21 protein-coding genes and 1 pseudogene are annotated in these 24,160 nt (G+C 62.2%); 14 read left to right on the top strand and 8 right to left on the bottom strand.

Annotated features, from left to right (window positions below; all coding sequences use genetic code 11):
- Positions 1–63 precede the first annotated feature (63 nt).
- The 6 genes from NKI19_RS12645 (at position 64) to NKI19_RS12620 (ending at position 7,108) form a co-directional block, all read left to right on the top strand.
- The gene (locus NKI19_RS12645) at positions 64–351 is read left to right on the top strand and encodes an FAD assembly factor SdhE (RefSeq protein ID WP_352491635.1); all 288 of its coding nucleotides are present in this window, start codon (positions 64–66) and stop codon (positions 349–351) included.
- A gap of 13 nt (positions 352–364) precedes the next feature.
- Positions 365–3,862: a transcription-repair coupling factor gene (gene mfd, locus NKI19_RS12640; RefSeq protein WP_352491634.1), complete on the top strand. Its 3,498-nt coding sequence runs from the start codon at positions 365–367 to the stop codon at positions 3,860–3,862.
- A 178-nt stretch (positions 3,863–4,040) separates the two neighbouring features.
- On the top strand, positions 4,041–5,414 hold the full coding sequence (locus tag NKI19_RS12635; RefSeq protein WP_352491633.1) for a class II 3-deoxy-7-phosphoheptulonate synthase: 1,374 nt from the start codon (positions 4,041–4,043) through the stop codon (positions 5,412–5,414).
- A gap of 149 nt (positions 5,415–5,563) precedes the next feature.
- Entirely contained in the window at positions 5,564–5,983 is a 420-nt protein-coding gene (locus tag NKI19_RS12630; protein WP_352491632.1) for a GFA family protein, read from the top strand.
- 76 nt (positions 5,984–6,059) lie between these two features.
- Positions 6,060–6,419: a diacylglycerol kinase gene (locus tag NKI19_RS12625; RefSeq protein WP_352491631.1), complete on the top strand. Its 360-nt coding sequence runs from the start codon at positions 6,060–6,062 to the stop codon at positions 6,417–6,419.
- A gap of 101 nt (positions 6,420–6,520) precedes the next feature.
- Positions 6,521–7,108 (top strand): hemerythrin domain-containing protein, encoded by a 588-nt coding sequence (locus NKI19_RS12620; RefSeq protein ID WP_352491630.1) that lies wholly within the window; start codon positions 6,521–6,523, stop codon positions 7,106–7,108.
- A gap of 3 nt (positions 7,109–7,111) precedes the next feature.
- Here the strand turns inward: NKI19_RS12620 and NKI19_RS12615 are convergent, their stop codons facing one another.
- On the bottom strand, positions 7,112–7,699 hold the full coding sequence (locus NKI19_RS12615) for a DedA family protein (protein ID WP_352491629.1): 588 nt from the start codon (positions 7,697–7,699) through the stop codon (positions 7,112–7,114).
- Entirely contained in the window at positions 7,696–8,259 is a 564-nt protein-coding gene (locus tag NKI19_RS12610) for a DUF1003 domain-containing protein (protein ID WP_352491628.1), read from the bottom strand. The genes NKI19_RS12615 and NKI19_RS12610 overlap by 4 nt, the downstream gene beginning before the upstream one ends.
- A gap of 83 nt (positions 8,260–8,342) precedes the next feature.
- On the opposite strand from NKI19_RS12610, the gene NKI19_RS12605 reads away from it, so the two are divergent.
- The 5 genes and pseudogenes from NKI19_RS12605 (at position 8,343) to NKI19_RS12585 (ending at position 14,943) form a co-directional block, all read left to right on the top strand.
- Complete coding sequence (locus NKI19_RS12605; protein WP_352491627.1) at positions 8,343–9,056, top strand: DNA-3-methyladenine glycosylase I; 714 nt, start codon at positions 8,343–8,345, stop codon at positions 9,054–9,056.
- 65 nt (positions 9,057–9,121) lie between these two features.
- On the top strand, positions 9,122–10,804 hold the full coding sequence (locus NKI19_RS12600; RefSeq protein ID WP_352491626.1) for an NAD+ synthase: 1,683 nt from the start codon (positions 9,122–9,124) through the stop codon (positions 10,802–10,804).
- A 27-nt stretch (positions 10,805–10,831) separates the two neighbouring features.
- Positions 10,832–11,245 carry a GNAT family N-acetyltransferase gene (locus NKI19_RS12595; RefSeq protein ID WP_352491625.1) on the top strand — a complete coding sequence of 138 codons (414 nt, stop codon included), beginning with the start codon at positions 10,832–10,834 and terminating at the stop codon, positions 11,243–11,245.
- A 383-nt stretch (positions 11,246–11,628) separates the two neighbouring features.
- Positions 11,629–13,435: pseudogene (locus tag NKI19_RS12590) on the top strand (ABC transporter ATP-binding protein).
- Positions 13,436–13,569: 134 nt separating this feature from the next.
- Positions 13,570–14,943 carry a glutamate--tRNA ligase gene (locus tag NKI19_RS12585; protein WP_352491623.1) on the top strand — a complete coding sequence of 458 codons (1,374 nt, stop codon included), beginning with the start codon at positions 13,570–13,572 and terminating at the stop codon, positions 14,941–14,943.
- Here the strand turns inward: NKI19_RS12585 and NKI19_RS12580 are convergent.
- Entirely contained in the window at positions 14,861–16,054 is a 1,194-nt protein-coding gene (locus tag NKI19_RS12580) for a DUF2865 domain-containing protein (RefSeq protein WP_352491622.1), read from the bottom strand. The two genes, NKI19_RS12585 and NKI19_RS12580, sit on opposite strands and share 83 nt — an antisense overlap.
- 27 nt (positions 16,055–16,081) lie before the next feature.
- Positions 16,082–16,321 (bottom strand): hypothetical protein, encoded by a 240-nt coding sequence (locus tag NKI19_RS12575; protein WP_352491621.1) that lies wholly within the window; start codon positions 16,319–16,321, stop codon positions 16,082–16,084.
- Between NKI19_RS12575 and NKI19_RS12570 the strand changes: the two genes are divergently transcribed.
- Positions 16,320–16,940 (top strand): DUF1287 domain-containing protein, encoded by a 621-nt coding sequence (locus tag NKI19_RS12570; protein ID WP_352491620.1) that lies wholly within the window; start codon positions 16,320–16,322, stop codon positions 16,938–16,940. The genes NKI19_RS12575 and NKI19_RS12570 overlap by 2 nt on opposite strands.
- 12 nt (positions 16,941–16,952) lie before the next feature.
- Here the strand turns inward: NKI19_RS12570 and NKI19_RS12565 are convergent, their stop codons facing one another.
- The 3 genes from NKI19_RS12565 to NKI19_RS12555 all read right to left on the bottom strand — a co-directional run bounded on the left by NKI19_RS12565 (position 16,953) and on the right by NKI19_RS12555 (position 20,881).
- A complete protein-coding gene (locus NKI19_RS12565; RefSeq protein WP_352565331.1) occupies positions 16,953–19,277 on the bottom strand; it encodes an NADP-dependent malic enzyme in 2,325 nt (774 codons plus the stop codon).
- Positions 19,278–19,502: 225 nt separating this feature from the next.
- Positions 19,503–19,940, bottom strand: a complete 438-nt coding sequence (locus NKI19_RS12560) for a hypothetical protein (protein WP_352491618.1) — start codon at positions 19,938–19,940, stop codon at positions 19,503–19,505.
- A gap of 161 nt (positions 19,941–20,101) precedes the next feature.
- Positions 20,102–20,881 carry an SDR family oxidoreductase gene (locus tag NKI19_RS12555; protein ID WP_352491617.1) on the bottom strand — a complete coding sequence of 260 codons (780 nt, stop codon included), beginning with the start codon at positions 20,879–20,881 and terminating at the stop codon, positions 20,102–20,104.
- A gap of 119 nt (positions 20,882–21,000) precedes the next feature.
- Between NKI19_RS12555 and NKI19_RS12550 the strand changes: the two genes are divergently transcribed.
- Both NKI19_RS12550 and NKI19_RS12545 read left to right on the top strand, forming a co-directional pair.
- Positions 21,001–21,822, top strand: a complete 822-nt coding sequence (locus NKI19_RS12550; RefSeq protein ID WP_352491616.1) for a UDP-2,3-diacylglucosamine diphosphatase — start codon at positions 21,001–21,003, stop codon at positions 21,820–21,822.
- Positions 21,823–21,949: 127 nt separating this feature from the next.
- Positions 21,950–23,167 (top strand): MFS transporter, encoded by a 1,218-nt coding sequence (locus NKI19_RS12545; protein ID WP_352491615.1) that lies wholly within the window; start codon positions 21,950–21,952, stop codon positions 23,165–23,167.
- On the opposite strand, the gene dgcA is transcribed toward NKI19_RS12545, so the two are convergent.
- Entirely contained in the window at positions 23,138–24,121 is a 984-nt protein-coding gene (dgcA, locus tag NKI19_RS12540) for an N-acetyl-D-Glu racemase DgcA (protein WP_352491614.1), read from the bottom strand. The two genes, NKI19_RS12545 and dgcA, sit on opposite strands and share 30 nt — an antisense overlap.
- Positions 24,122–24,160: the final 39 nt, after the last annotated feature.

Genomic DNA, 24,160 nt, shown 5'->3' with positions numbered 1-24,160 from the left:
GCGCAAGGCTGACACCGCCTTCTATCCACGCTATATGCGCCGCCTGGGCAAGGATGCTGCACGATGACGGGAACGAAACGATCAAGCGAGGGCCTCGATGCCCGCCGCCGCAAGCTTCTGTTTCGTTCGTGGCACCGCGGCATGCGCGAGATGGACCTTATACTCGGCAGCTTCGCCGACGCCGAGATCGGTGCCTTGACCGGCGACGAAATCGACCAATATGAGAGGCTCCTCGACATTCCCGACACCGAATTCCTTCCTCTCGTCACCGGCGAACGCCCGGTTCCGGCGGATGTCGACTGTGCCGTCCTGCAAAAAATCCTGGCTTCGCGCCGGGAGATGACCTTCTGAACAACGTGTAGCCATGAGCCTTATCCCTACGATCGGTCTGCCGAAAGGCCGCGCCGGCCAGTTCATCGTCGATGGCGTCGCCGACGGCTACGAAGCCTTTGCGCTGGTGCAGGCTGCGCACGAGATCGCACCGGACAAGCCGGTGCTGTTCGTGGCGCGCGACGGCCAGCGTCTGCCGGCGATCGTCGAGGCGCTTGCCTTTGCCGCGCCGGGCCTGCCTGTGCTGGAACTGCCGGCCTGGGATTGCCTGCCTTACGACCGCGTCTCGCCCGGCGCCGACGCCGCCGCAAAGCGGCTCGATGCGCTGGCAGCGATGATCGCGCTGGCGAAGAAGCCTCACCGCGCCGTCATTCTCACCACCGCGAATGCCTTGCTTCAACGCATTCCGCCGGCGGAACTCGTCGAGGCGCAGACCTTTCACGCCAAGCCCGGCAACCAGATCGACATGAACGCGCTGGTGTCGCGGCTTGAGACTTCGGGCTTCGAGCGAGTGCCGACGGTGCGCGGCATCGGCGAATTTGCGGTGCGCGGTGGTATTCTCGATCTCTTCGCGCCCGGCTGGGCGGAGGCGCTGCGCCTCGATTTCTTCGGCGATACGCTGGAATCGATCCGTGTCTTCGATACCGCAACACAGCGCACGACCGGCCAGCGCAAGTCGATGGCGCTACAGGCAATGAGCGAGGTGGCGCTGACGCCGGAAACCATCAGCCGCTTCCGCCGCGCCTACATCGAAGCCTTTGGCGCGCCCTCGCGCGACGATGGGCTCTATGCGGCAGTCAGCGAGGGCAGGCGGTTTGCCGGCATGGAGCACTGGCTGCCGTTCTTCTATGAGCGGCTGGAAACCGTGTTCGACTATCTGCCTGATGCGCCCGTGGTGTTCGACCATCTGGCACATGAGGCACTGGCCGAGCGCCATGCGCTGATCCTCGATCATTACGAGGCGCGCAAAAAGCAGGCCGACGGCGCCTTGAAGGATGCCGTGCCCTACAAGCCGGTGCCGCCGGATTTGCTTTATCTGTCGCCCGAGAACCTGATTGCCTCGCTTGGCCCGCGCGAAGCGATAGACTTCACCTCCTTCGACGCGCCCGATGCCGGTGCGAAAAAGGTGTTCCATGCCGGCTCGCGCCATGGTCGCAGCTTCGTCGAGGAACGCGCCGACCCTAACGCCAACGTCTTCGACGTCGTCGTAAAACACATTTCCGACGAGCGCGCTGCAGGCCGCCGTGTCATCGTCGCCGGCTGGACTGAAGGTTCGCTCGACCGGCTCGGCCAGATCCTGGCCGAGCATCACCTTGGCAACCTGAAACCGGTGGCGACGCTTGCCGAAGCCGGAAAGCTTGAGCCAGGGCAGGCGGGACTGGCCGTGCTGCCGCTCGAATCCGGCTTCGAGACGGAGAAACTGGTCGTCGTCGCCGAGCAGGACATTCTCGGCGACCGGCTGATCCGGCGCTCGAAGCGCAAGAAGCGTGCGTCCGACTTCATCGCCGAGGCTTCGGCATTGTCCTCAGGCGATATCGTCGTCCATGCCGACCATGGCATTGGCCGCTTCATCGGGCTGCGCACCATCGAGGCGGTCGGTGCGCCGCACGATTGCCTCGAAATCCACTATGCCGGCGACGATCGGCTGTTCTTGCCGGTGGAAAACATCGAGCTGCTGTCGCGCTATGGCTCGGATTCGGCCGAGGCGACGCTCGACAAGCTTGGCGGCGGCGCCTGGCAATCGCGCAAGGCACGGCTGAAGAAACGCCTGCTTGACATGGCCGGTCAGCTGATCCGCATCGCCGCCGAGCGGCAAATGCGGGCTGCACCGGCGCTGGTGCCGGCGGACGGCCTCTATGGCGAGTTTGCAGCGCGTTTCCCCTATGAGGAAACCGATGACCAGCAAACGGCGATCGATTCGGTCATGGATGATCTGGGCGCCGGAAAGCCGATGGACCGGCTGATCTGCGGCGATGTCGGCTTCGGCAAGACCGAAGTCGCGCTTCGTGCCGCCTTCATCGCGGCGATGGAAGGCTTTCAAGTCGCGGTGGTGGTGCCGACGACATTGTTGTCGCGCCAGCATTTCAAGACCTTCTCGCAGCGCTTCTCCGGCCTGCCGATCCGCGTCGCCCAGGCCTCGCGGCTGGTCGGCGCCAAGGAACTGGCCGAGACCAAGAAGGGCGTCGCCGAAGGCCAAGTCGACATCGTCATCGGCACGCACGCACTGCTCGGCTCCGCGATCTCGTTCAAGAATCTCGGCCTGCTGATCATCGACGAGGAGCAGCATTTCGGCGTCAAGCACAAGGAGCGGCTGAAGGATCTCAAGACCGACGTCCACGTTCTGACGCTGTCGGCGACGCCGATCCCGCGAACGCTGCAGCTTGCCTTGACCGGGGTGCGTGAGCTGTCGCTGATCGCCACGCCGCCGGTCGATCGCATGGCGGTGCGTACCTTCATCTCCCCCTTCGATCCGCTGGTCATCCGCGAGACGCTGCTGCGCGAGCGCTACCGTGGCGGCCATTCCTTCTATGTCGTACCGCGCATCAGCGATCTCGCGGAAATCCATGATTTCCTGCGCGAATCCGTGCCTGAGCTGAAAGTGGCGGTGGCCCATGGCCAGATGCCGCCCGGCGAACTCGACGACATCATGAACGCCTTCTATGACGGCCAATACGATGTGCTTTTGTCGACCACAATCGTCGAATCCGGCCTCGATATACCGACCGCCAATACGCTGATCGTGCACCGCGCCGATATGTTCGGACTGTCGCAGCTCTATCAGCTGCGTGGCCGCGTCGGCCGTTCGAAGGTGCGCGCCTATGCGCTGTTCACGCTGCCGGCCAACCGCAAGCTCACCGATACGGCCGAGCGTCGACTGAAAGTGCTGCAATCGCTCGATACGCTCGGCGCCGGTTTCCAGCTGGCCAGCCACGACCTCGATATCCGCGGCGCCGGCAATCTGCTTGGAGAAGAGCAGTCGGGCCACATCAAGGAGGTCGGCTTCGAACTCTACCAGCAGATGCTGGAAGAGGCGGTGGCCGAAGTGAAGGATTCCGGCGAGGTGCAGGACGGCGGCTGGTCGCCGCAGATCGCCGTCGGCACGGCGGTGATGATCCCGGAAAGCTATGTCCCGGACCTGCAGCTCAGGTTGGCGCTCTATCGCCGCCTTGGCGATCTCGAAAATACGGAAGAGATCGATGCTTTCGGCGCCGAGCTGATCGACCGGTTCGGGCCGCTGCCGGAAGAGGTAAAGCATCTGTTGAAGATCGTCTTCATCAAGGCGCTTTGCCGTAAGGCCAACGTGGAGAAGCTCGACGCCGGGCCGAAAGGCGTCGTCATCCATTTCCGCAAGCGGGAATTCCCCAATCCGGTCGGGCTGGTCAAGCTCATCGCCGAACAGGGCTCGCTGGCCAAGATCCGGCCCGACCAAAGCGTCGTCTTCAGCCGTGACTGGGCGACGCCCGAAAAGCGGCTGGCAGGCTCAGCGGTTGTCATGACGCAGCTGGCGCGGCTGGTGGAGAAGGCGGCGTAGCCGGGTGTCGCTGGTGCTCTGGACACAACCGCGCTGGCACTTTCGCCGCCGGCCGTCATTCGCCAGCGCTGAGATTCCGGTCTAGAATAGGAAATCGGCTTCGTGTATGGAGCCGCGACCCCACTTGGGGCGGATTGGCGGGCGATGGCGTCCGCCTGAAAGAGCGTTGGGTGCTTCGATGACGAAATGGTCGCCGAATTCGTGGAGAGCTAAGCCGATCCAGCAGGTTCCTGCCTATCCGGACCTTGTCGCGCTGAGGAACACGGAAACCCAGCTCGCTACCTTTCCGCCGTTGGTTTTTGCAGGTGAGGCACGCAAGCTGAAGAAGCAGCTTGCAGCCGTCGCTGCCGGTGACGCATTCCTTCTTCAGGGCGGCGATTGCGCCGAGAGCTTCGCCGAGCATGGCGCCGACAATATCCGCGACTTCTTCCGCGTCTTCCTGCAGATGTCGGTGGTGCTGACCTTCGCCGGCGCTCAGCCGGTGGTGAAGGTCGGCCGGGTCGCCGGCCAGTTCGCCAAGCCGCGCTCGTCCGACAATGAGACCAAGGGCGGTGTGACGCTGCCCAGCTATCGCGGCGACATCATCAACGGCATCGAATTCGATGCCAAGTCGCGCATTCCCGATCCTGCAAGGCAGGAGATGGCGTACCGCCAGTCGGCGGCGACGCTCAATCTTTTGCGTGCCTTCGCCCAAGGTGGCTACGCCAGCCTAGAGAACGTGCATCAATGGATGCTTGGCTTCGTCTCCGACAGCCCGCAGGGGGAGAAATACGAGTCGCTTGCCAACCGCATCACCGAGACAATGGACTTCATGAAGGCCGTCGGCATTACCTCGGAGACCAATTACGCATTGCGCGAGACCGATTTCTATACCAGCCATGAGGCGCTGCTGCTCGGTTATGAAGAGGCGCTGACCCGCGTCGATTCGACTTCGGGCGACTGGTACGCCACCTCCGGCCACATGATCTGGATCGGCGATCGCACGCGCCAACCCGACCATGCGCATGTCGAATATTGCCGCGGCATCAAGAACCCGCTCGGTCTGAAATGTGGGCCGTCGCTGACGCCAGATGGCCTGTTGCAGCTCATCGACCTGCTCAATCCGGAGAACGAGCCCGGCCGGCTGACGCTTATCGCCCGCTTCGGCTCGGACAAGGTCGCTGACCATCTGCCCAAGCTGGTGCGCGCGGTGCAGAAGGAAGGCCGCAGCGTGGTGTGGTCGTCGGATCCGATGCATGGCAACACCATCGAAGCCGCCGGCTACAAGACACGGCCGTTCGACCGCATCCTGAAGGAGGTGCAGACGTTCTTCGAGGTGCACCGCGCCGAAGGCACGCATCCCGGCGGCATCCACATCGAGATGACAGGCAAAAACGTCACCGAATGCACCGGTGGTGCCCGCGCCATCACCGCTGAAGAACTGCAGGATCGATATCACACCCATTGCGATCCGCGCCTCAACGCCGACCAGGCGATCGAGTTGGCGTTCCTGGTGTCCGATCTGCTCAAGAAGACCCACCCGGTCCAGCACAAGCAGGCCGTGAACGGCTAATACGATCTGAACTTTGATGTCATTGAAAAAGCGCCGGGCGAAAACCGGCGCTTTTTGTATTCAATCCCGCCGGTGTCGTATTTACTCGTGCCTAACGCGCGCAAAACTGGAATCCTGCCAAGCGATGGAAATTGTATCGGGAGGCCGACATGGCTGACAGTCACACCGGATCATGCTTGTGCGGGGCAGTGCGGTTCCACACACGAGGACCGCTGCGCGGTGTCATCTACTGCCATTGCTCGCAGTGCCGGAAGCAGAGCGGGCATTTCTATGCGGCGACCAACGTTGCCGACCGCGACATCACAATCACCGGCGCGGAGGGCATCACCTGGTACGAGGCTTCTTCGTTCGCCAGGCGCGGCTTCTGCAAGACATGCGGCTCTCTGCTGTTCTGGAAGCCGAGCGACGATGGCTACGTTTCGGTCATGGCAGGCCTGTTCGACGCGCCAACCGGGCTTCAAGGAGAATGCCATATCTTCGTCGGCGACAAGGGGGATTATTACGCCCTCGATGACGGGCTGCCGCAGTTCGAGAAGTCGACGCCGTCGATCAAGGTGGCGGGCGACTGATTTTGAAGAGTTCGCCTTATTCCCTTGGTCCAGCCATTGCGCTAATCCCCTGCCGGTGATTCCGAAGGGTTTTGGCATGCAGCGGCTGATCGACGCTTTTTACAATTCGGTGCGGGCGTTTCGCAAACTGGCCACCGGCGAGGCCGCCTTCCAGCTGGAGCTGACGCTGCTCGTGCTTGCCGTGCCGCTCGGCTGGTTCCTTTCGGAATCGTGGCGCGGCTATGCGCTGCTGATCGGCGCGGTGCTGCTCATGATCATGATCGAGGTGCTGAACACCGGCATCGAGGCGGCATGCGACGCGTTCAGCCGTGAATTCAACATCGATATCCAACTGGCCAAGGATTGCGGTTCGCTGGCGGTGCTGATTTCGGTGGCGATCGCTGCCGGCGTCTGGGGCATCGCCGTCATCGAGCGGATCCTCGGGGTACCGATCTGAGGTTTCAGACACTACATGCCGTCACCGCATTTCTCGTTTTGACCATGATCTTTTCCGAAAACCGGTACCACTTTTCGGGATCATGGTCTGAGGAAACCGATATGGCCGATGCCGCCGGATTTCTGCTGCTCGAACGTGAGGGCCTGCCGGACGATCTTCGCTGGCTGGTCGAGAAATATCCGCGCGAGGACTGGCAGGCGCATGCCAACATCCACGGCATGGCCAATATGTGGCTGCAGCGGCACGACATGTTCCGCGAGCTTGGCGGCATGCTCACCAACGGTATCGGCGATTATCGGGAAGGTAGGCTGAACGCGCCGGAATTCGCGCGCTGGTTCGCGCCGCGCCTCAACCATTTCCTCGGCAATCTCGACGGCCACCACAATGTCGAGGACCATCATTATTTTCCGGTCTTCGCCAGGGCCGAGACCCGTCTGAAGCGCGGCTTCGAGATTCTCGATGCCGATCACCACGCAATCCATGAGGGATTGGAGCGCAATGCCCAGGCGGCAAATGCCTTCATCCGCACGCTTCAGGAGAGCGAAGACAAACAGCGTTTCGCCGCCGATGCCTATGCTGACGAGAACAGCCGGCTGATCGCCATGTTGACCCGGCATCTTGCCGACGAGGAAGACCTGATCATTCCGCTGATCCTCGAGAAGGGTGATCGCGCGCTCGGCATTGATTGACGATCAGCTTCCCTTGTGGAGTTCCTTCTTGGCGACGATATGGGCGGCGAGCCAGCCGAGGATGGCCACAACGAGGCCGATTGCCAGAGCGATCAGCAACCGCTCGTGGCGGGCCAGCGCCTGGCCGACGATGTGCTCCGCGCCCAGCCCGAAGACATAACCGACAGTGCAGAACAGTGCCGCCCAGACTACCGACGAGATGGCGTTGAGGATGATGAAGCGCGCCGCGGCGATGCCCGACAGCCCGGCCGCGATTCCGCCGACCAGTCGCAGGCCATAGATGTAGCGGTTCGACAGCACGAAAATGTTGGGATGAGAGGTGACAAGGCGGTAGGCGTGGCTGAAGCCCGGCCGGGCTCGGAGCCTGATCACGAATTTATGATCGGCGAAGCTCCGTCCCAAGATGAAGAAGAACGTGTCGCCAGCGAAGGCGCCGAGCGCGGCGGCGAGAAACGCCTGCCACGGGACGAAGACATGCTGATGCGCGAAAAAACCGCCAAGAATTGCGGCGCTTTCGCCCTCGGCGACACAGCCCAGAAAGACCGCGACCAATCCATATTGCTCAATGAGACGATGGATGACTTCCGTCATGAAGACGTTCGCTGCTTCGACAGAATGTCGTCGATGCGCTTCACCTGCTCGGCCAGCCGGGCAATCTCGTCTCGCATGCCGATGATCTGGCTGTGGCGCAGTTCGTCGAGCTTTTCGTGCAATGCCATAATCTCGATCTCGGCCTTGAGATTAACCTCATAGTCGTGGGCGGCGTCGATTCGATCGCGCTCCGTCTGGCGGTTCTGCGCCATCATGATCACTGGCGCTTGCAGGGCGGCGACCATGGAAAGCACGAGATTGAGGAAGATGAAGGGATAGGGATCGAAGGCGGCGCGCGACAAGAGCCAGACATTGCCTGCCGTCCACAGGATCAGGAAGCCAATGAATGCCAGGATGAAGGACCACGAGCCGCCGATCCGGGCGATGGTGTCGGCCAGGCGATCTCCAAATGTCTGGTGAAAGGCGACGGCCTTGTTGGTGTCCTTGGAGATCGTGGTGCGCTCGAGCGTAGATTGCAGCACCCGGCTTTCGAGCGCGCTGAGGCCGTCGGGCTTTCGCTTCAGCCAGCGGTTTGCCATGTCCTCGATCGTTTTATTCATCGTCGCCTCCGTCGTCAGCGATGAGGTAGAAGCTGCCGGTTCATACGGGAAGTGGTAGATTGACGCGATGGGGTCAGGAAACAATGATGGATTTTCGGAAAATTCGCGTCCGTGCAGCGAAGCGCAAAGGCGGTGAGGCAGCGCTTACGTCGCTGCTGGGTCCCATGCCCGACAATGCCGCGGTGGCAAAGATTACAGACGACCGGATCCTGTCGACCATGGCCGAGCGGGTTTTTGCCGCCGGCTTTGTCTGGCGCGTCATCGAGCAGAAATGGCCGGGTTTCGAGGAAGCATTTCTTGGCTTCGAACCGAAGCGGCTGCTGTTCCAGCCTGACGATTTCTGGCACGATCTCACCGCTGACAAGCGCATCGTGCGCAATCCGCAGAAGATCAAATCCGTACGCGACAACGCAGCCTTCGTCGAGCGCGTCTCGAAGGAGCATGGCAGCTTCGGCACGTTCCTGGCCAATTGGCCGGCGGATGACCAGGTCGGGTTGATGGCCTATCTCAGCAAGCATGGCAGCCGGCTCGGCGGCAATACTGGCCAGTATTTTCTGCGCTGGCTGGAGTGGGACGCCTTCATCGTCTCGGCCGACATGGCGGCAGCGCTGCGTGACGCCGGGCTCGACATTGCGCAGAGCCCAACGTCGAAGAAGGATCTGGGCAGGATCCAGGCGCAGATCAACGCCTGGGCGGCGGAAACCGGGCTGCCGCGCCGACACATTTCGCGCATTCTGGCAATGTCGATCGGCGAGAACCATCCGCCGGAAGCCTTGCGCGAATATATGGGCGAATAGGATCGACTGTTTGGTCCAAACGAACGCCATTGCCCGACGAATTTTGCCGCGCTAAACCCACGGGCATGACAGACAAGACCGCTCCAGACATATTGCGCATCGCCGTCGCCCAGCTCAATCCGACGGTCGGCGACGTCGCCGGCAATCTTGCCAAGGCACGCGAGGCGAGGGCGGATGCCGCCCGCCAAGGCGCCGACCTCGTGCTGTTTACCGAGCTTTTCCTTTCCGGCTATCCGCCTGAGGATCTGGTGCTGAAGCCCGCCTTCCTGAAGGCCTGCGAGCGGGCGGCGGAGGATTTCGCCGGCGATACCGCCGACGGCGGCCCGGGTTTCATTATCGGCACGCCGTTGAAGCGCAAGACCGGCACCCACAATTCGATCATCTTTGCCGATGGCGGCAAGATCCTTGCCGAACGCTACAAGCTCGATCTGCCGAATTACGGTGAGTTCGACGAGAAGCGCGTCTTCCAGGCCGGCCCCGAGATCCAGGGGCCGGTCAATTTCCGCGGCGTGCGCGTGGGAGTGCCGATCTGCGAAGATATCTGGGGCGAGGTTGCCGTCTGCGAGACGCTGGCCGAAAGCGGCGCGGAAATCCTGCTGGTCCCGAACGGCTCGCCCTATTACCGCGGCAAGGTCGATGTCCGCCACCAGATCGTCATCCGCCAGGTCATCGAATGCGGACTGCCGATTATCTATGCCAACCAGCTTGGCGGCCAGGACGAGCTGGTTTTCGATGGCGCATCGTTTGCCATAGGTTCTGACAAGACGCTGGCCTTCCAGATGAGCCAGTTCGAGGAGACGGTCAACGTCACCACCTGGAAGCGAAAGAATGACATCTGGGTCTGCTCTGACGGACCGATGTCGAAAATCCCTGAAAAGGAAGAGGCCGACTATCGCGCCTGCATGTTGGGCCTGCGCGACTACGTCAACAAGAACGGTTTCAAGAATGTCGTGCTCGGCCTCTCCGGCGGCATCGATTCGGCGATCTGCGCGGCACTTGCCGTCGATGCGCTCGGCGAGGAACGGCTGCGCGCCGTGATGATGCCTTACCGCTACACTTCTAAGGACTCGCTGAAGGATGCCGAGGACTGCGCCCGCGCGCTCGGCTGCCGCTACGATATCGTGCCGATTTTCGAGCCGGTCGAAGGTTTCCTGCACGCGCTGACGCAGCTTTTCGAAGGCACCAAGGAAGGCATTACCGAGGAGAACCTGCAGAGCCGTGCACGCGGCACCATCCTGATGGCAATTTCCAATAAGTTCGGCTCGATGGTCGTCACCACTGGCAACAAGAGCGAGATGTCGGTCGGCTACGCTACGCTCTACGGCGACATGAATGGCGGCTTCAATCCGATCAAGGATCTTTACAAGATGCAGGTCTATGCGTTGTCGCGCTGGCGCAACGCGCATGTGCCGCCGGGCGCACTCGGTCCGTCCGGCGAGGTAATCCCGAACAATATCATCGACAAGGCGCCCTCGGCAGAGCTCCGTGAGAACCAGACCGACCAGGATTCGCTGCCGCCCTATCCAGTGCTCGATGACATATTGGAGTGTCTGGTCGAGAACGAGATGGGCGTCGATGAGATCATTGCCCGCGGCCATGACCGGGCGACGGTGGCCCGCGTCGAGCACCTGCTTTACGTCGCCGAATACAAACGCCGGCAGGCGGCGCCCGGCGTGAAGATCACCAGGAAGAATTTTGGCCGCGACCGCCGCTATCCCATTACCAACCGGTTCAGGGATGGCGGGTAGGCAATTGGCCTGCGTAACGGTTTAGCCATGGCCAACTTTGAGATCAGCTTCGACCTGTCGCGGATCGACTTCCGGGCGACGTCCGACATTTTGAAGGAGAGCTATTGGGGCAGCGGCCGCAGCGATGAACTGCACCGCCGCGCCTTTTCCAACTCGCTTTGCGTCGGCGCCTATGTCGCCGGCAATCAGGTCGGCTTTGGCCGGGCGATTTCCGACCGTGCGGTATTTGCCTATCTAGCCGATGTCATCGTGTGGCCCGAGCATCGTGGACAAGGCATCGGAACCCGGCTTGTCCAGGCGCTTATCGATCATCCGGATTGCAAGACTGTCACCCACTGGAGCCTGTCAACCAACGACGCACACTCCATCTACGAGAAGCTCGGCTTCAGGCCTTCCACGGACGGCCGCTATATGCGCCTCGACCGTATCCCGGCAATTTGAACAGAGGCCTCACACAACCGGCTGTTGTTGCAAAATCGCCGCACTGGTTGGACCAGATGCGCTTTCGGCTATCTACTGACTTGGCGCGGCGTTGAGGCGTCTCTATAAACGCCTCTCCGCGATTCCCCTTCAGGAGGAACCGAATGCCAGGATTTGACATCGTTATGCGAGGCCGCGAAGCCTAGGTCTTGGTCAGTGCGCCGCGAGATAGCCTCGCGGCAAGGCTGAACCAAGGCAGGTATTTCGCCGCTGCCGGTCGCCGCCCCTCTACGGGGCCGCCAAATACGCCGAACCTCCGCATCTCCGGGCGCCAAACGGCGCCAACGCGGTTTTTTCAATTTCTACTTTCGTGGGATCGGGCTCGTTTGCGCCCGAATGACATCATGGCTCGTTTTCGAATAGATTTGCGCGCGGGCGCCTTCCGCAGCGTTCTTGGCTTCACGCTCAGCCATTGGCGGCGTCAGCCGTGGCGGCTTGCCGGCATTATGGGCACGTTCCTGCTGTCGACCTTGGCCGACGTGCTGACGCCGCTCTATTCCGGCCGGCTGGTCGATGCCGTCGCCAGCAGTGCTGCGGCCGACGATGTTGCGTGGAACGCGGCGACAGCTGCCTTTTCGATGCTGGTGGCCCTGGCGCTCACCGGTGTCGTGCTGCGCAATCTCGCCTTCATGGCCATTGTCGAGCTGACGTTGAAGATGATGGCGGATATCGCCGCCGACGCCTTCCACCGCGTCCAGCGCTTCTCCACCGACTGGCACGCCAACAGCTTCGCCGGATCGACGGTGCGCAAGATAACGCGCGGCATGTGGGCGCTCGACCTGCTCAACGACACGATCCTGATCGCGCTGCTGCCATCGGTCGTCATGCTCGTCGGCTCGACGCTGCTGCTCGGCTGGTTCTGGCCGCTTATGGGTGCTGTCGTCGCCACCGGTTCGGTTCTGTTCATAGCGGTGACGACGATGCTGTCGCTTGGCTATGTCGCGCCCGCGGCAAGGCTTGCCAATGCGTGGGACACACGGCTTGGCGGCTCGCTGGCCGATGCGGTGAGCTGCAATGCCGTGGTCAAGGGTTTTGGCGCCGAGGAACGCGAGGAGACACGGCTTGCCGAGGTCGTCGCCAAATGGCGCGGCCGCACGCGCCGCACCTGGGTGCGCGGCACCGTCAACGGCACCACGCAAGGGACGATGCTGCTGCTTTTGCGGGCAGCGGTCATCGGATTCGCCCTGCTGTTGTGGTCGTGGGGACAGGCGAGCGCCGGCGACATCGCCTTCGTGCTGACCTCATTCTTCGTGCTGCAAGGCTATCTGCGCGACATCGGCACGCATATTCGCAATCTGCAGCGCTCGATCAACGACATGGAGGAACTGGTCGACTTCCAGTCCGAACCACTCGGCATCGAGGATCGGCCCGGTGCCAAACCGATCCGGATCACCGATGGCCGTATCACCTTCGACAATGTCACGTTCCATTATGGCAGCCATCGCTTGCCGCTCTATCGCGACTTTTCGGTGGATATCGCGCCGGGCGAGCGCGTCGGGCTGGTTGGCCATTCGGGTTCCGGCAAAACGACGTTCGTCAAGCTGATCCAGCGCCTCTATGACGTGACTGCCGGAAATATCCTGATCGACGATCAGGACATTGCCGATGTCGCGCAGGCGTCGCTGCGCGCACAGATCGCAAATCGTCCAGCAGGACCCGATCCTGTTCCACCGGTCGCTGGCCGAAAACATCGCCTATGCCCGGCCGGCCGCCACGCAGGCCGAGATCGAGCACGCGGCGCGGTTGGCCAGCGCGCATGACTTCATCGCCAATTTGCCGAAAGGCTATGGCACGCTGGTCGGCGAGCGTGGCGTAAAGCTATCGGGTGGTGAGCGTCAGCGGGTCGCAATCGCACGCGCCTTCCTTGCCGATGCGCGCATTCTCATCCTGGACGAGGCAACGTCGAGCCTCGATTCGGAATCGGAGGTGCTGATCCAGCAGGCGATGGAGCGGTTGATGGTCGGCCGCACGACGCTGGTCATTGCCCACCGGCTGTCGACGGTGCGGGCGCTGGACAGGCTTTTGGTGTTCGATCGCGGCCGCATCGTGGAAGAGGGCTCGCATGACCAGCTGATCCGGCTGCAAGGCGGCATCTACCGCCGGCTGTTCGAACGCCAGGCGCTTGAGCTGACCAAAGGCCTGGTGATCTGACGGTTGCGGCGCCGCGCGTCTTGATAGACGTGCGGCGCTGCAGTCTTTTCTTCGCCTTTGTCATGTTCTATGTCTGCCGCCGAGCGCGGGGGCGCGTCTTGTCAACAGCAAAACCATCCGGTACGCCCTCGCTCATGACAGTTACCGTCCGTTTCGCCCCGTCACCGACCGGCCGCATCCATATCGGCAATGCGCGCACTGCTTTGTTCAATTGGCTGTTTGCCATCAAGAACAAAGGCCGCTTCATCCAGCGCTTCGACGACACCGACGTTGTCCGTTCGACGCAGGAATTTTCCGACGCCATCCTTTATGACCTGCATTGGCTGGGCATCTTCCCCGATGCCACGGAGTATCAGTCGCGGCGGGTCGAAATCTATGATGCCGCACTGGAAAGGCTGAAGGAGGCCCGCCTCGTCTATGCCTGCTATGAGACGCCTGAAGAGCTCGACCTGAGGCGCAAGGTGCGCCGCACGCGTGGCCTGCCGCCAGTCTATGGCCGCGAGGCACTGACGCTGGCACCCGAGCAGGTCGCGGAATATGAGGCCGATGGCCGGCGGCCGCACTGGCGCTTTCTGCTGCCCAACTTCAGCAGTGATCCGCTGCAGCCGGAGCGCACCGAAATTCACTGGAACGACCTGGTGCGCGGCGAGGAGACCGTCGACCTCGCCTCGCTTTCAGATCCGGTTCTGCGGCGCGAGGATGGCACCTACCTCTACACGGCGCCTTCGGTGATCGACGACATCGAGATGGGCGTCAGCCATGTCATTCGTGGCGACGACCACGTCACCAATACCGGCGTCCAGATAGCCCTGTTCCGGGCACTTGGCGCGGAGCCGCCAGTGTTCGGCCACCACAATCTCCTGACAACGGCATCAGGCGAGGGGCTTTCCAAGCGCACCGGCGCGCTGTCCATCCAGAGCCTGCGTGAGAGCGGCATAGAGCCAATGGCGGTCGCTTCGCTGGCGGTGCTCGTCGGTACCTCGGAAAACGTCGTGGCGGTGCCGACGATGGCTGAACTTGCCGAGCGCTTCGATCCGGCGGCAACATCGAAATCCGCCGCCAAATTCGATCCGGATGAGCTCTTCGTGCTCAACCGCACGCTACTGCACCACATGCCGTTTTCCGAGGCGCGTGACCGGCTGATCGTGCTCGGCATCTCCGGCGAACAGGCCGAGCCTTTCTGGCTAGCGGTGCGCGGCAATCTCGATAGGCTGGCCGATGCGGCGATCTGGTGGCGTACGCTTCGAGACGGTCCAGAGGAGCCGGCGGAGTTTTCCGACGATGACCGCGACTTTCTTCGCCAGGCGTTCGAACTGCTGCCGGAGGAGCCTTGGAACGGCACGGTCTGGAAGGACTGGACCGGCAAGATCCGAGCGGCGAGCGGCCGCAAGGGCAAGGCGCTATTCATGCCGCTCAGGCTGGCGCTTACGGGACAGCCTTCGGGTCCGGAGCTTGCAGATCTGTTGCCGCTGCTGGGTCGGGAAGGAACGTTGGCCCGACGACCCTGACCTTGCGCTGCTCAGGCGGCGGCAACGATGTCGGCGAGGGCACAGGTTTGGCGGCAAGCCGTCTGATCGCCTCGCGGTCGAGGCCGCCTTCCGAATTGGCCAAGGTCTCCGGGTCGGCGCCCGCATTAGGCCTGGCAACCGGCAGCGGAATGAACGGAGTGGCCCCCACGTTTGCTTCGGATTGTTCCGGGCTGGGCGGGGGCGGGTTGCCGGCGATGATTTCGAAATTCTGCGCGGCGTTGCAGCCGCAGGCCGGCGGCCGCGGCATGTCGGACTGCTTGTAGAGGTAGGCCGTCGGCAGTTCGATATAAGGCCTGCCGGTCACTGAAGACGTCATGGACGCCGAATCGTCGTTCATGCCGCGCGTGTAGAAAACCTGCATTTCGGTGCCGGGGCAGCTCGATTCGCAATTCTTCTGGTCGCGCTCGAAATCGCCCAGCGAGGCCGCATTCGACATCGGGAAGAAATAGCCGTCGCAGGTCCGCACGCACATGGTGCGGAATTCGCCTCGCGGCTGGCCCAACTCATCGGCGTTGTTGAGCAAGGTGCGGATGTTGCGCGGCTGACTTAATTCTTCAGCCTGGTCGGGCTCTTCGGGCTGACTGCCCAAAAGCTGGTCGGGCAGGTTTCGCTTCCCGTTTTCGCGGCTGGCTTCGCGAACCGGTGCGAGCGTCGGCGACGCCGCATCATCGCGGCAGCCATTGGCGTCAAGCAAGGTCAATATGCGTGCCCGATCGCGTCGCGAACCACCGCCGGCAAGATCAGCGCGCTTGGCCTGCAGGGCATCGAGATTGGCTGCCATGCGATCGATGGTGGCGTCGAGTGCTGCGCATGTGTTGGCGTTGCGGCGAGACAGCGAAAAGCCGCAGCCGGCGCTGCTGGACCGGCTGACGGCCTTTGAAATCTGCTGGCGCTGCCGGACGATCGCGTCGTCATATTTCCTGAGCAAGGCCGGTTTGCCGCCGCCACCACGAGAAGCGGCGGCAAGATCGGCTTCAAGCTGGCGGCAGAGGCGCGGAGCGGCCTGCGCCTGAGTGACGGCAATGCCGCACAGTAGCAGGGCGCCGAGCAGCGCGGCGGCCCGCGTCAGCTTCCAACTTGCGCCCGTCATCCCTCCGAAACTCCGCCTGCCTATCGTTCAGAAAGCTACCGCGCTTGGGGTTAACCGTTTGTTTAGCATACCGCTGATTCCGGCTTCAGCCCAAATCGGCGATAGCTTGCGCCTGTGCGCAGCTTCGACCACGACCATGCTGTCATATTTACCACGCCCCACGACGTATTCGGACAGAGCCAGAACCGCGACATCCTGGCGTTGCACGAAAAAGGCGTATTCGCCCAGAAGAATGCCTGGATTCAGTAATGCCCGGAGGCTTGGCATGACCGCGATTACCCGTCGAGCCGCACTGCAGTTTGGTCTTTTGTGCCTGGCGATGCCGCTCGCCATGGCGCAGGAAAAGCCCGTCACGCCGGACTGGGGCACCAAATTGGTCGAAGCTGCCCGTGAGCAGATCGGCGTCACCACGCTCTACGATCCGACCTATACACGCTTGGCCTATCCGGGCGGGGACGTTGAGCCCGAGCGGGGTGTGTGCACGGATGTCGTGATCCGCGCGTATCGCCGCGCCTTCGATGTCGATCTGCAAAAATTGGTGCATGAGGATATGCGGGCCAATTTTGCCGCCTATCCGAAGGCTTGGGGCCTGAAAGCGCCCGACCGCAACATCGACCACCGCCGTGTGCCCAATCTTGCGGTCTATTTCGAGCGGCGCGGTGCTGCCTTGCCCGTCAGCCAAGACCCCGCCGACTATCGACCTGGGGATCTCGTCGCCCAGATGCTGCCCGGCAACCTGTCACATATTGCCATCGTGTCGTCCAATCGCTCCACTTTGGTGCCGACAAGAAGGCTGGTCATTCACAATATCGGCGGCGGCGCCAGGGAAGAGGACACTTTGTTTGCTTTCAGGCAGATAGGGCATTTCCGGTTCAAGCCAGTCTGAGAAAGCCCATGGTTAGCCCAGTTCAACGATTGCCTGCGCCTTATGCGCAGCTTCGACCACGGCCAGTGCGGTCATGTTGACGACGCCGCGCGACGTGACCGACGGCGTTAATATGTGCGCCGGGCTGTCGGTGCCGAGCAGAATCGGGCCGACATGCAGCGCGTCCATCATCGTGCGCAGCGCGGTCAGCGTGATGTTCGCCGAATCGAGATTGGGAAACACCAGCAGATTGGCTTCACCCTTCAGCCGCGAATGCGGATAGACGCGCTGGCGCAGCTGCTCCGACAGTGCCGAGTCGGCGTGCATCTCGCCGTCGCATTGCAGGTCGGGCGCGATGCGCGCCAGTATCGCTGCCGCCTGCCGCATCTTCATGGCACTTGGCGAATCGCGGGAGCCGAAATCCGAATGCGACAGCAGCGCTGCCTTGGGCTCGATGCCGAAACGCTGAATTTCCTCGGCCGCCAAAACGGTCATTTCCGCAATTTCTTCGGCGGTCGGATCGACGGAGACATGGGTGTCGGTGAGGAAAATGATGCCGCGCTGCGAGATCAGCATGGAAAGCGTCGACAGGTCGCGATCCCTAATGCCGGCGCGCGGCCCGATGATCAGCGTGACGTTGCGCAAATGGCGCTCGAAACGGCCTTCGAGGCCGCAGACCATGGCGTCGGCGTCGCCGCGCTTCAGGGCAAGGGCCGCGATCACCGTATTGTCGGTGCGCACCATGGTGCGCGCCGCTTCCGTCGTCACGCCACGGCGGCCGGCAAGCTCGATCAAAAGGTCGACATAGTGGCGGTAACGCGGATCGTCTTCCGGGTTGATCAAGCCGAAATCGACGCCGGGCTTGATGCGCAGCCCGTAGCGCTTCAGCCGCACCTCGATGACGTGCGGGCGGCCGATCAGGATCGGTTCGGCAATGCCTTCCTCGAGCACGACCTGCGCGGCGCGAAGCACGCGCTCGTCCTCACCGTCGGCATAGATGACGCGCTTGGCGCTCGACGTCTTGGCCATCGAGAACACCGGCTTCATGACCAGGCCGGAGCGGAAGACGAAGCGGTTCAGCTTGTCGACATAGGCGGCGAAATCGGTGATCGGCCGTGTCGCGACGCCAGTCTCGCAGGCTGCCTTGGCGACGGCAGGGGCGATGCGCAGGATCAGCCGCGGATCGAAAGGCGAGGGGATCAGGAACTCTGGACCAAAGATCGGCGTCTCGCCGGAATAGGCACGCGCGGCAACGTCGGATGGCTCCTCACGGGCAAGCGCCGCAATCGCTCGCACGGCGGCCATTTTCATCTCTTCATTGATAGCGCTCGCACCGCAATCCAGCGCGCCACGGAAGATGTAAGGAAAACAGAGTACGTTATTGACTTGATTGGGGAAATCGGAGCGGCCGGTGCAGATCATCGCGTCGGGTCGCGCCGCCCGTGCCGCTTCCGGCATGATCTCGGGATTGGGATTGGCCAGCGCCAGGATCAGCGGCTTGGGCGCCATGTGATGGAGCAGTTCCGGTTTCAGTACGCCGGCGGCAGACAGGCCGAGAAACACGTCGGCGCCGGGCAGAACGTCGGCCAGCGTACGCGCCTCGGTGTCCTTCACATAGGGGTCTTTCCAGCGGTCCATCTCCTCGACGCGGCCCTTATGGGCGACGCCAAACCGGTCGGTGACCCAGATGTTTTCGACCCGTGCGCCGAGCGAGACCAATAGGTTGAGGCACGCAAGAGCGGCAGCGCCGGCGCCCGACGTGACGATCTTGATGTCGGAGATCGACTTGCCGGCGAATTCCAGCCCGTTGAGCACGGCGGCGGCGACGATGATGGCGGTGCCGTGCTGGTCGTCATGGAAGACCGGTATGCCCATGCGGGCTTTCAACTGCTCCTCGACTTCGAAGCATTCTGGCGCCTTGATGTCTTCCAGGTTGATGCCGCCGAAGGTTGGTTCCAGCGCCGAGATCGTCTCGACCATGCGCTCGATGCCCGGTGCGTCGATCTCGATGTCGAAGACATCGATGCCGGCGAACTTCTTGAACAGCACCGCCTTGCCTTCCATCACCGGCTTGGAGGCGAGCGGACCGATATTGCCGAGGCCCAGCACCGCCGAACCGTTGGTGACGACGCCGACAAGATTGGCGCGGGCTGTATAGTCGGCGGCGGTTGCCGGGTCGTCGCGGATTTCAAGGCAGGGGGCGGCGACCCCCGGCGAATAGGCAAGCGCCAGGTCGCGCTGATTGCCGAGCGGCTTCGTCGCCTGGATTTCAAGCTTTCCGGGACGGGGGTGCTTATGGAAATAGAGCGCTGCTTGGTCGAGGTCGGATCGGGCCGCCTTCTTGCTTTCGCCTGTCATGACGGCCGCCTCCTCAGTTCAGTCCGTTTGGTGTTTTGAGTCTCTTAGCATGCAGCCGAGGCTTTTCGAGAGGTGATATGTCGCAAGCGCGAGCTTACGGCTTGCACCACCCGCCAGCCTGTACGGTCTGCCATTGAAATGTTGGGACGATAGGCGCGTTGCTGGAGCGAGCTGCGAGCCGAATGTCTGCTTCAGGTGGTTTGCGGACGATTAGGTATTCTTTCGCTAGTTCGCTGTGGGGCTGTTGCTCCTATAAAGTGCACGAAAGAAACTCTTGGAATAGCGGTCGTACCCAGCGGCAGCCCACTCGCCGACAAGTCGCTCTGTCGACGACACCCTACGCCGGTAGTCGACTGTTCGGCGGATGCCTCCTTCTTCCTCAAGCTCGATGTCCAGGTGCGTAAACTTTGGTGCCGCATCCGAAAACCTGAGATACATGTATGCAAACACCGCGATATGACGTTTACCCATTGATAAGCAACGATTTTCAATCGCCACCACCGCAGACTGGACCGTGGCGAAATCCTCCAGCCTAACCGCTCGTTCTAGACGAACGAAGTCAAGGAACAATCTCCTGTCGGTAATTGCAAGGTTGCCGTCGGCCGTGTCTCGAACCCCGTGCGACAGCAGTTTTTGCGTAACAAAGCGATAAATAGACGCCATTCGCCGGTCTCATTTCCATCTGCGAGGCGGGACATAACATACGGACTAACCCTAGTTGTGAACTGGCCGCCGTTTTGAGCATAATGTTGTCCTGTTTCGGCTTGCCTGAGGGCATCCGTTTCCCGCCGTTTCCAGCGGATACCAAGCCTTGGATTCTGCCATTAAAACGCGCTGACGTAGAGGCCGCCATCGACCGGTATGTTCTGTCCGGTCAGGTAACCGGCGTGAACCGAGCATAGGAAGGCGCAGATCTGGCCGAATTCCTCCGGCGTGCCGAGTCGCTTGGCCGGAACGTTGGCCGCGGCCGTGGCTTTGCGCGCGGCGGCGGCGGCCGGATCTTCGGGCGTGCCGGCCTCGTGTGGGCCGCGCAGCCGGTCGGTATCGAGTTTTCCCGGCAGCATGTTGTTGATCGTCACATTGCGGTCGATCACCGTGCGCGCGACGCCTGCCAGGAACGAGGTGAGGCCGGCGCGGGCTCCGGACGACAGGTCGAGGCCGGGGATAGGAACATAGACCGACAACGAGGTGATGTTGACGATGCGGCCGAAGCCGCGCGCCGCCATGCCGTCGATCACGGCCTGAACAAGCTCGACAGGGGTCACCATGTTTTGGGTCACGCCTTCGAGGATCTTTTCGCGGTCGAGCGCGCGGAAATCGCGGAACGGCGGACCGCCATTGTTGTTGACGAGGATGTCGGGATCGGGGCAGGCGGCAAGCAGCGCCTTCTGGACATCGGGGTTGGATACGTCGCCGACAATCTCGGTCACCTTGACGCCGAATTTCTCGCGCAGCTCGGCGGCGGTTTTGGCCAGCACGTCGGCGTTGCGGCCGTTGACGACCAGATCGCAGCCTGCCTCCGCCAGTGCCATGGCGCAGCCGCGTCCCAAGCCTTTGCTCGAAGCGCAGACGATGGCCTTCTTGCCGCGAATGCCGAGATTCATGGTGATTTTCTCCTCTGATTGCCGCGGCAACCTATCCGGATGGCTGGACCAATCGCAACCGTCATACGGTTGTTGCATGAATCTGGGCATAGCCTCACCGAAAGCAACGGTGACAAATGATGTCCGGCGCAGAGCCCCGCACTTTCCGCAGCATGTTCATCTCCGACGTCCATCTCGGATCGAAGGCGGCGAAGGCCGAGTTCCTGATCGATTTCCTGCGCCATCACGATGCCGATATCATCTATCTCGTCGGCGACATCGTCGACGGCTGGCGCCTGAGACGGAGCTGGCACTGGCCGCAGAGCCACAATGACGTCGTCCAGAAACTGCTGCGCAAGGCGCGCAAAGGTGCCAACATCACCTACATAGCGGGCAATCACGACGAGTTCGCGCGCCAATTCCAGGGCGTTCATTTCGGCGGCATCGTCGTTGCCGATCGCGCCATCCACGAGACCGCCGATGGCAAACGCCTTCTTGTCATTCATGGCGACCAGTTCGACACCGTCGTCCACAATGCGCGCTGGCTCGCCTATCTAGGCGACTATGCCTACGACGCGGCGATGCTGGTCAACCGCTTCATCACGCGCCTGCGCCAAGTGCTCGGCCTGCCTTACTGGTCGTTCTCGTCCTGGGCCAAGGTCAAGGTCAAGAAGGCGGTGAACTTCATCGGCTCGTTCCAGACAGTGCTGACCGAGGAGGCGCGCCGCTCGCATGTCGACGGCGTAATCTGCGGGCATATCCACCATGCCGCGATCGAAAGCTATGAGGACGTGCAATACATCAACACCGGCGATTGGGTGGAGAGCTGCACGGCGGTGGTCGAGCATTTTGACGGCCGGATGGAGATCCTGCACTGGGCCCATGTCCTGCCGGAGACTCCGGTCGGCAGCCAGGTGCTCGTGCCGATCGACATCAAGGGCAGGGCAGTCCAGGCGGCTTGACCAGACCCGGCCTCATCTCGCTTTAATCGGTTAGTCCAGCGGTTTCATCGATTTTTTGGCCGTGTTAAGCAGCGACAGGTGTGGCGGGCCGACCCGGCTGAATGCCGTGCCGACGGATCGCCTGTTAATGTCCTCGCTGCCGCCGCTTTCGCCCGAACAGCTCGTCAAGCCACGCCATTTCGAACTGCGCATGAGCTTGATTTTCTTTACGCTCTTCGTTCCGCTCGGGACGCATGTGCCGTATTTCCCGCTGTGGCTGCAGGCGAAAGGGTTTCACGCCGAGCAGATAGCCGTGATCCTCGCTGCACCGATGTTCCTGCGCGTGGCGACGACGCCTTTTCTTACTGCGCTGGCAGACAAAGCGAGCGACCGCGCCAATGTCTATGTTGCGCTGGTCGCCGCATCGCTGATCCTGTCCGCCGGCTACTTCCTGCCGCCGACCTACGCAACGGTACTTGCCGTGTCGTTGGCCCTGACGGTCGTCTGGACGCCGCATTCGCCGATTGCCGATTCGCTCGCCCTTTCAGGTGTTCGCCGCTTCGGCTCCAACTACGCGGGCATGCGCAAATGGGGCTCGATCTCCTATCTCTGTGCCAATCTCGCCGGCGGTTTCATCCTGTCGGCAAGCGGTGCCCAGGCTGTCCCGATGATCATCTTCGCGGCGCTGTGTGCCGCGCTGGCCGCCGGACTGATCGCGCCGCGCCTCGGCCGTCCGCGCCGCGCCTCGCCGCTTTCGGCGGCCGATATCCAGCAATCGGCACCGAAACTCCTCAACCGGTACTTCCTCTATTTTTCGACGGGCGTCGGGGTCATCACCGCCAGCCACGCATTTCTCTACGGCTTCGTGTCGATCTACTGGAAGTCGATCGGCATCAGCGATTCGGTTGTCGGGCTGCTGTGGGGGTGGGGAGTCGTCGCCGAGATATGCATGTTCGTCGTCTTCACCCGAGCTTTCGCCTCCTTCTCGGTCGTGTCGATCATGCTGATTGCCGGGACAGGCGCTATCGTGCGCTGGATTGCCTTCCCTCTGATCTGGCCGCTTGGGCTTGGCGTTGGCGGGTTTTTCGCGATCCAGACACTGCACGCCGTTTCGGTGGCGCTGGTGCTGATCGGCCTGCAAAAGATGATCGGTGAGACAATCGCGGAAGAACGCACTGGGGCGGCGCAAGGCATCGCCTATTTCTCCAACGGCTTCTTCATGGCCGTGACGACGCTCATTTCCGGTCCTCTTTACGACCGCTTCGGCGCGAATGGCTTCTTTGCGATGATCCCCATTGCCCTGACGGGCCTGGCGCTGATCGGGCTTGCGGCGCGTTCAGCCCCACAGCGCCGGCTCGGGCGGTGACACCAGCGAACCTTGGTAGACGAGACCGGGAACGCGGTCGCGGGCCAGCAGCAACGGACCATCGAGATCGACGAAATCGGCACCCTGCGCCAACAGCACGGCCGGCGCCATCGCAAGCGATGTGCCGACCATGCAGCCGACCATGACGCCAAGACCCAGTTCGCGGGCGCGGTCGCGAAGCACGAGTGCTGCGGTCAGGCCACCCGATTTGTCGAGCTTGATGTTGATGGCGTCGTAGAGGCCGACAAGCGCGTCGAGGTCCTTCGCCTCGTGCACGCTTTCGTCGGCGCAGATCGGCACCGGATGCGCGATGTGGCGAAGAATACCGTCATGTCCCGCCGGCAGCGGCTGTTCGATCAAGGCGATACCGTGCTCGGCGGCAAAGGCGAGGTTTGCGACGATATTGCCGTCATTCCAGCCCTCATTGGCGTCGAGAATGATTCGGCTGTCGGGTGCTGCCGCCGTCACTGCACGGATGCGGGCGATGTCGTTGTCGCCGCCGATCTTGACCTTGAGCAACGGGCGCTGGGCGTTGGCGCGGGCTTGCGCCGCCATCGCTTCCGGCTCGGCGAGCGACAATGTGTACGCCGTCTCGAGTGATCGTAACGGAACGGTTCGTATCGTATGCGACACCGGTGTTCCGCTGATCTTCGCCTCCAGATCCCAGAGCGCGCAGTCGATGGCGTTGCGTGCCGCACCCGCAGGCATGGCATCGAGCAGGGCGATGCGGCTGATGCCGTGCGCGATCTCGCTACGCATCGCTTCGATCGCGTCGCGCACACCCTCCATGGTCTCGCCATAGCGCTTGTAAGGGACGCATTCGCCGCGCCCTGTACCGCCGTTTTCGGTGATGACGCAGGAAATCACCTCAGCTTCGGTCTTCGAGCCGCGCGAAATGGTGAATGTCCCGGCGATGGGAAAGCGCTCGGCCTCGACCGAAATGACACGCGCCATATTTTTCTGCTCCGGCTGTGCAACAAGGAGGATGTCGGC

The organism is Mesorhizobium sp. M0751 (assembly GCF_040320265.1).
GTDB lineage: Bacteria > Pseudomonadota > Alphaproteobacteria > Rhizobiales > Rhizobiaceae > Mesorhizobium.
The sequence above is the reverse complement of the archived record's forward strand: the minus strand, read 5'-3'. Positions and strand labels throughout refer to the sequence as shown.

Excerpts from the sequence above, each read along its gene's own strand:
- NKI19_RS12645 (WP_352491635.1), top strand. The coding sequence starts at position 64 with ATGACGGGAACGAAACGATCAAGCGAGGGCCTCGATGCCCGCCGCCGC.
- mfd (WP_352491634.1), top strand. The coding sequence starts at position 365 with ATGAGCCTTATCCCTACGATCGGTCTGCCGAAAGGCCGCGCCGGCCAG.
- NKI19_RS12635 (WP_352491633.1), top strand. The coding sequence starts at position 4,041 with ATGACGAAATGGTCGCCGAATTCGTGGAGAGCTAAGCCGATCCAGCAG.
- NKI19_RS12630 (WP_352491632.1), top strand. The coding sequence starts at position 5,564 with ATGGCTGACAGTCACACCGGATCATGCTTGTGCGGGGCAGTGCGGTTC.
- NKI19_RS12625 (WP_352491631.1), top strand. The coding sequence starts at position 6,060 with ATGCAGCGGCTGATCGACGCTTTTTACAATTCGGTGCGGGCGTTTCGC.
- NKI19_RS12620 (WP_352491630.1), top strand. The coding sequence starts at position 6,521 with ATGGCCGATGCCGCCGGATTTCTGCTGCTCGAACGTGAGGGCCTGCCG.
- NKI19_RS12615 (WP_352491629.1), bottom strand. The coding sequence starts at position 7,699 with ATGACGGAAGTCATCCATCGTCTCATTGAGCAATATGGATTGGTCGCG.
- NKI19_RS12610 (WP_352491628.1), bottom strand. The coding sequence starts at position 8,259 with ATGAATAAAACGATCGAGGACATGGCAAACCGCTGGCTGAAGCGAAAG.
- NKI19_RS12605 (WP_352491627.1), top strand. The coding sequence starts at position 8,343 with ATGATGGATTTTCGGAAAATTCGCGTCCGTGCAGCGAAGCGCAAAGGC.
- NKI19_RS12600 (WP_352491626.1), top strand. The coding sequence starts at position 9,122 with ATGACAGACAAGACCGCTCCAGACATATTGCGCATCGCCGTCGCCCAG.
- NKI19_RS12595 (WP_352491625.1), top strand. The coding sequence starts at position 10,832 with ATGGCCAACTTTGAGATCAGCTTCGACCTGTCGCGGATCGACTTCCGG.
- NKI19_RS12585 (WP_352491623.1), top strand. The coding sequence starts at position 13,570 with ATGACAGTTACCGTCCGTTTCGCCCCGTCACCGACCGGCCGCATCCAT.
- NKI19_RS12580 (WP_352491622.1), bottom strand. The coding sequence starts at position 16,054 with ATGACGGGCGCAAGTTGGAAGCTGACGCGGGCCGCCGCGCTGCTCGGC.
- NKI19_RS12570 (WP_352491620.1), top strand. The coding sequence starts at position 16,320 with ATGACCGCGATTACCCGTCGAGCCGCACTGCAGTTTGGTCTTTTGTGC.
- NKI19_RS12575 (WP_352491621.1), bottom strand. The coding sequence starts at position 16,321 with ATGCCAAGCCTCCGGGCATTACTGAATCCAGGCATTCTTCTGGGCGAA.
- NKI19_RS12565 (WP_352565331.1), bottom strand. The coding sequence starts at position 19,277 with ATGACAGGCGAAAGCAAGAAGGCGGCCCGATCCGACCTCGACCAAGCA.
- NKI19_RS12560 (WP_352491618.1), bottom strand. The coding sequence starts at position 19,940 with ATGGCGTCTATTTATCGCTTTGTTACGCAAAAACTGCTGTCGCACGGG.
- NKI19_RS12555 (WP_352491617.1), bottom strand. The coding sequence starts at position 20,881 with ATGAATCTCGGCATTCGCGGCAAGAAGGCCATCGTCTGCGCTTCGAGC.
- NKI19_RS12550 (WP_352491616.1), top strand. The coding sequence starts at position 21,001 with ATGTCCGGCGCAGAGCCCCGCACTTTCCGCAGCATGTTCATCTCCGAC.
- NKI19_RS12545 (WP_352491615.1), top strand. The coding sequence starts at position 21,950 with ATGTCCTCGCTGCCGCCGCTTTCGCCCGAACAGCTCGTCAAGCCACGC.
- dgcA (WP_352491614.1), bottom strand. The coding sequence starts at position 24,121 with ATGGCGCGTGTCATTTCGGTCGAGGCCGAGCGCTTTCCCATCGCCGGG.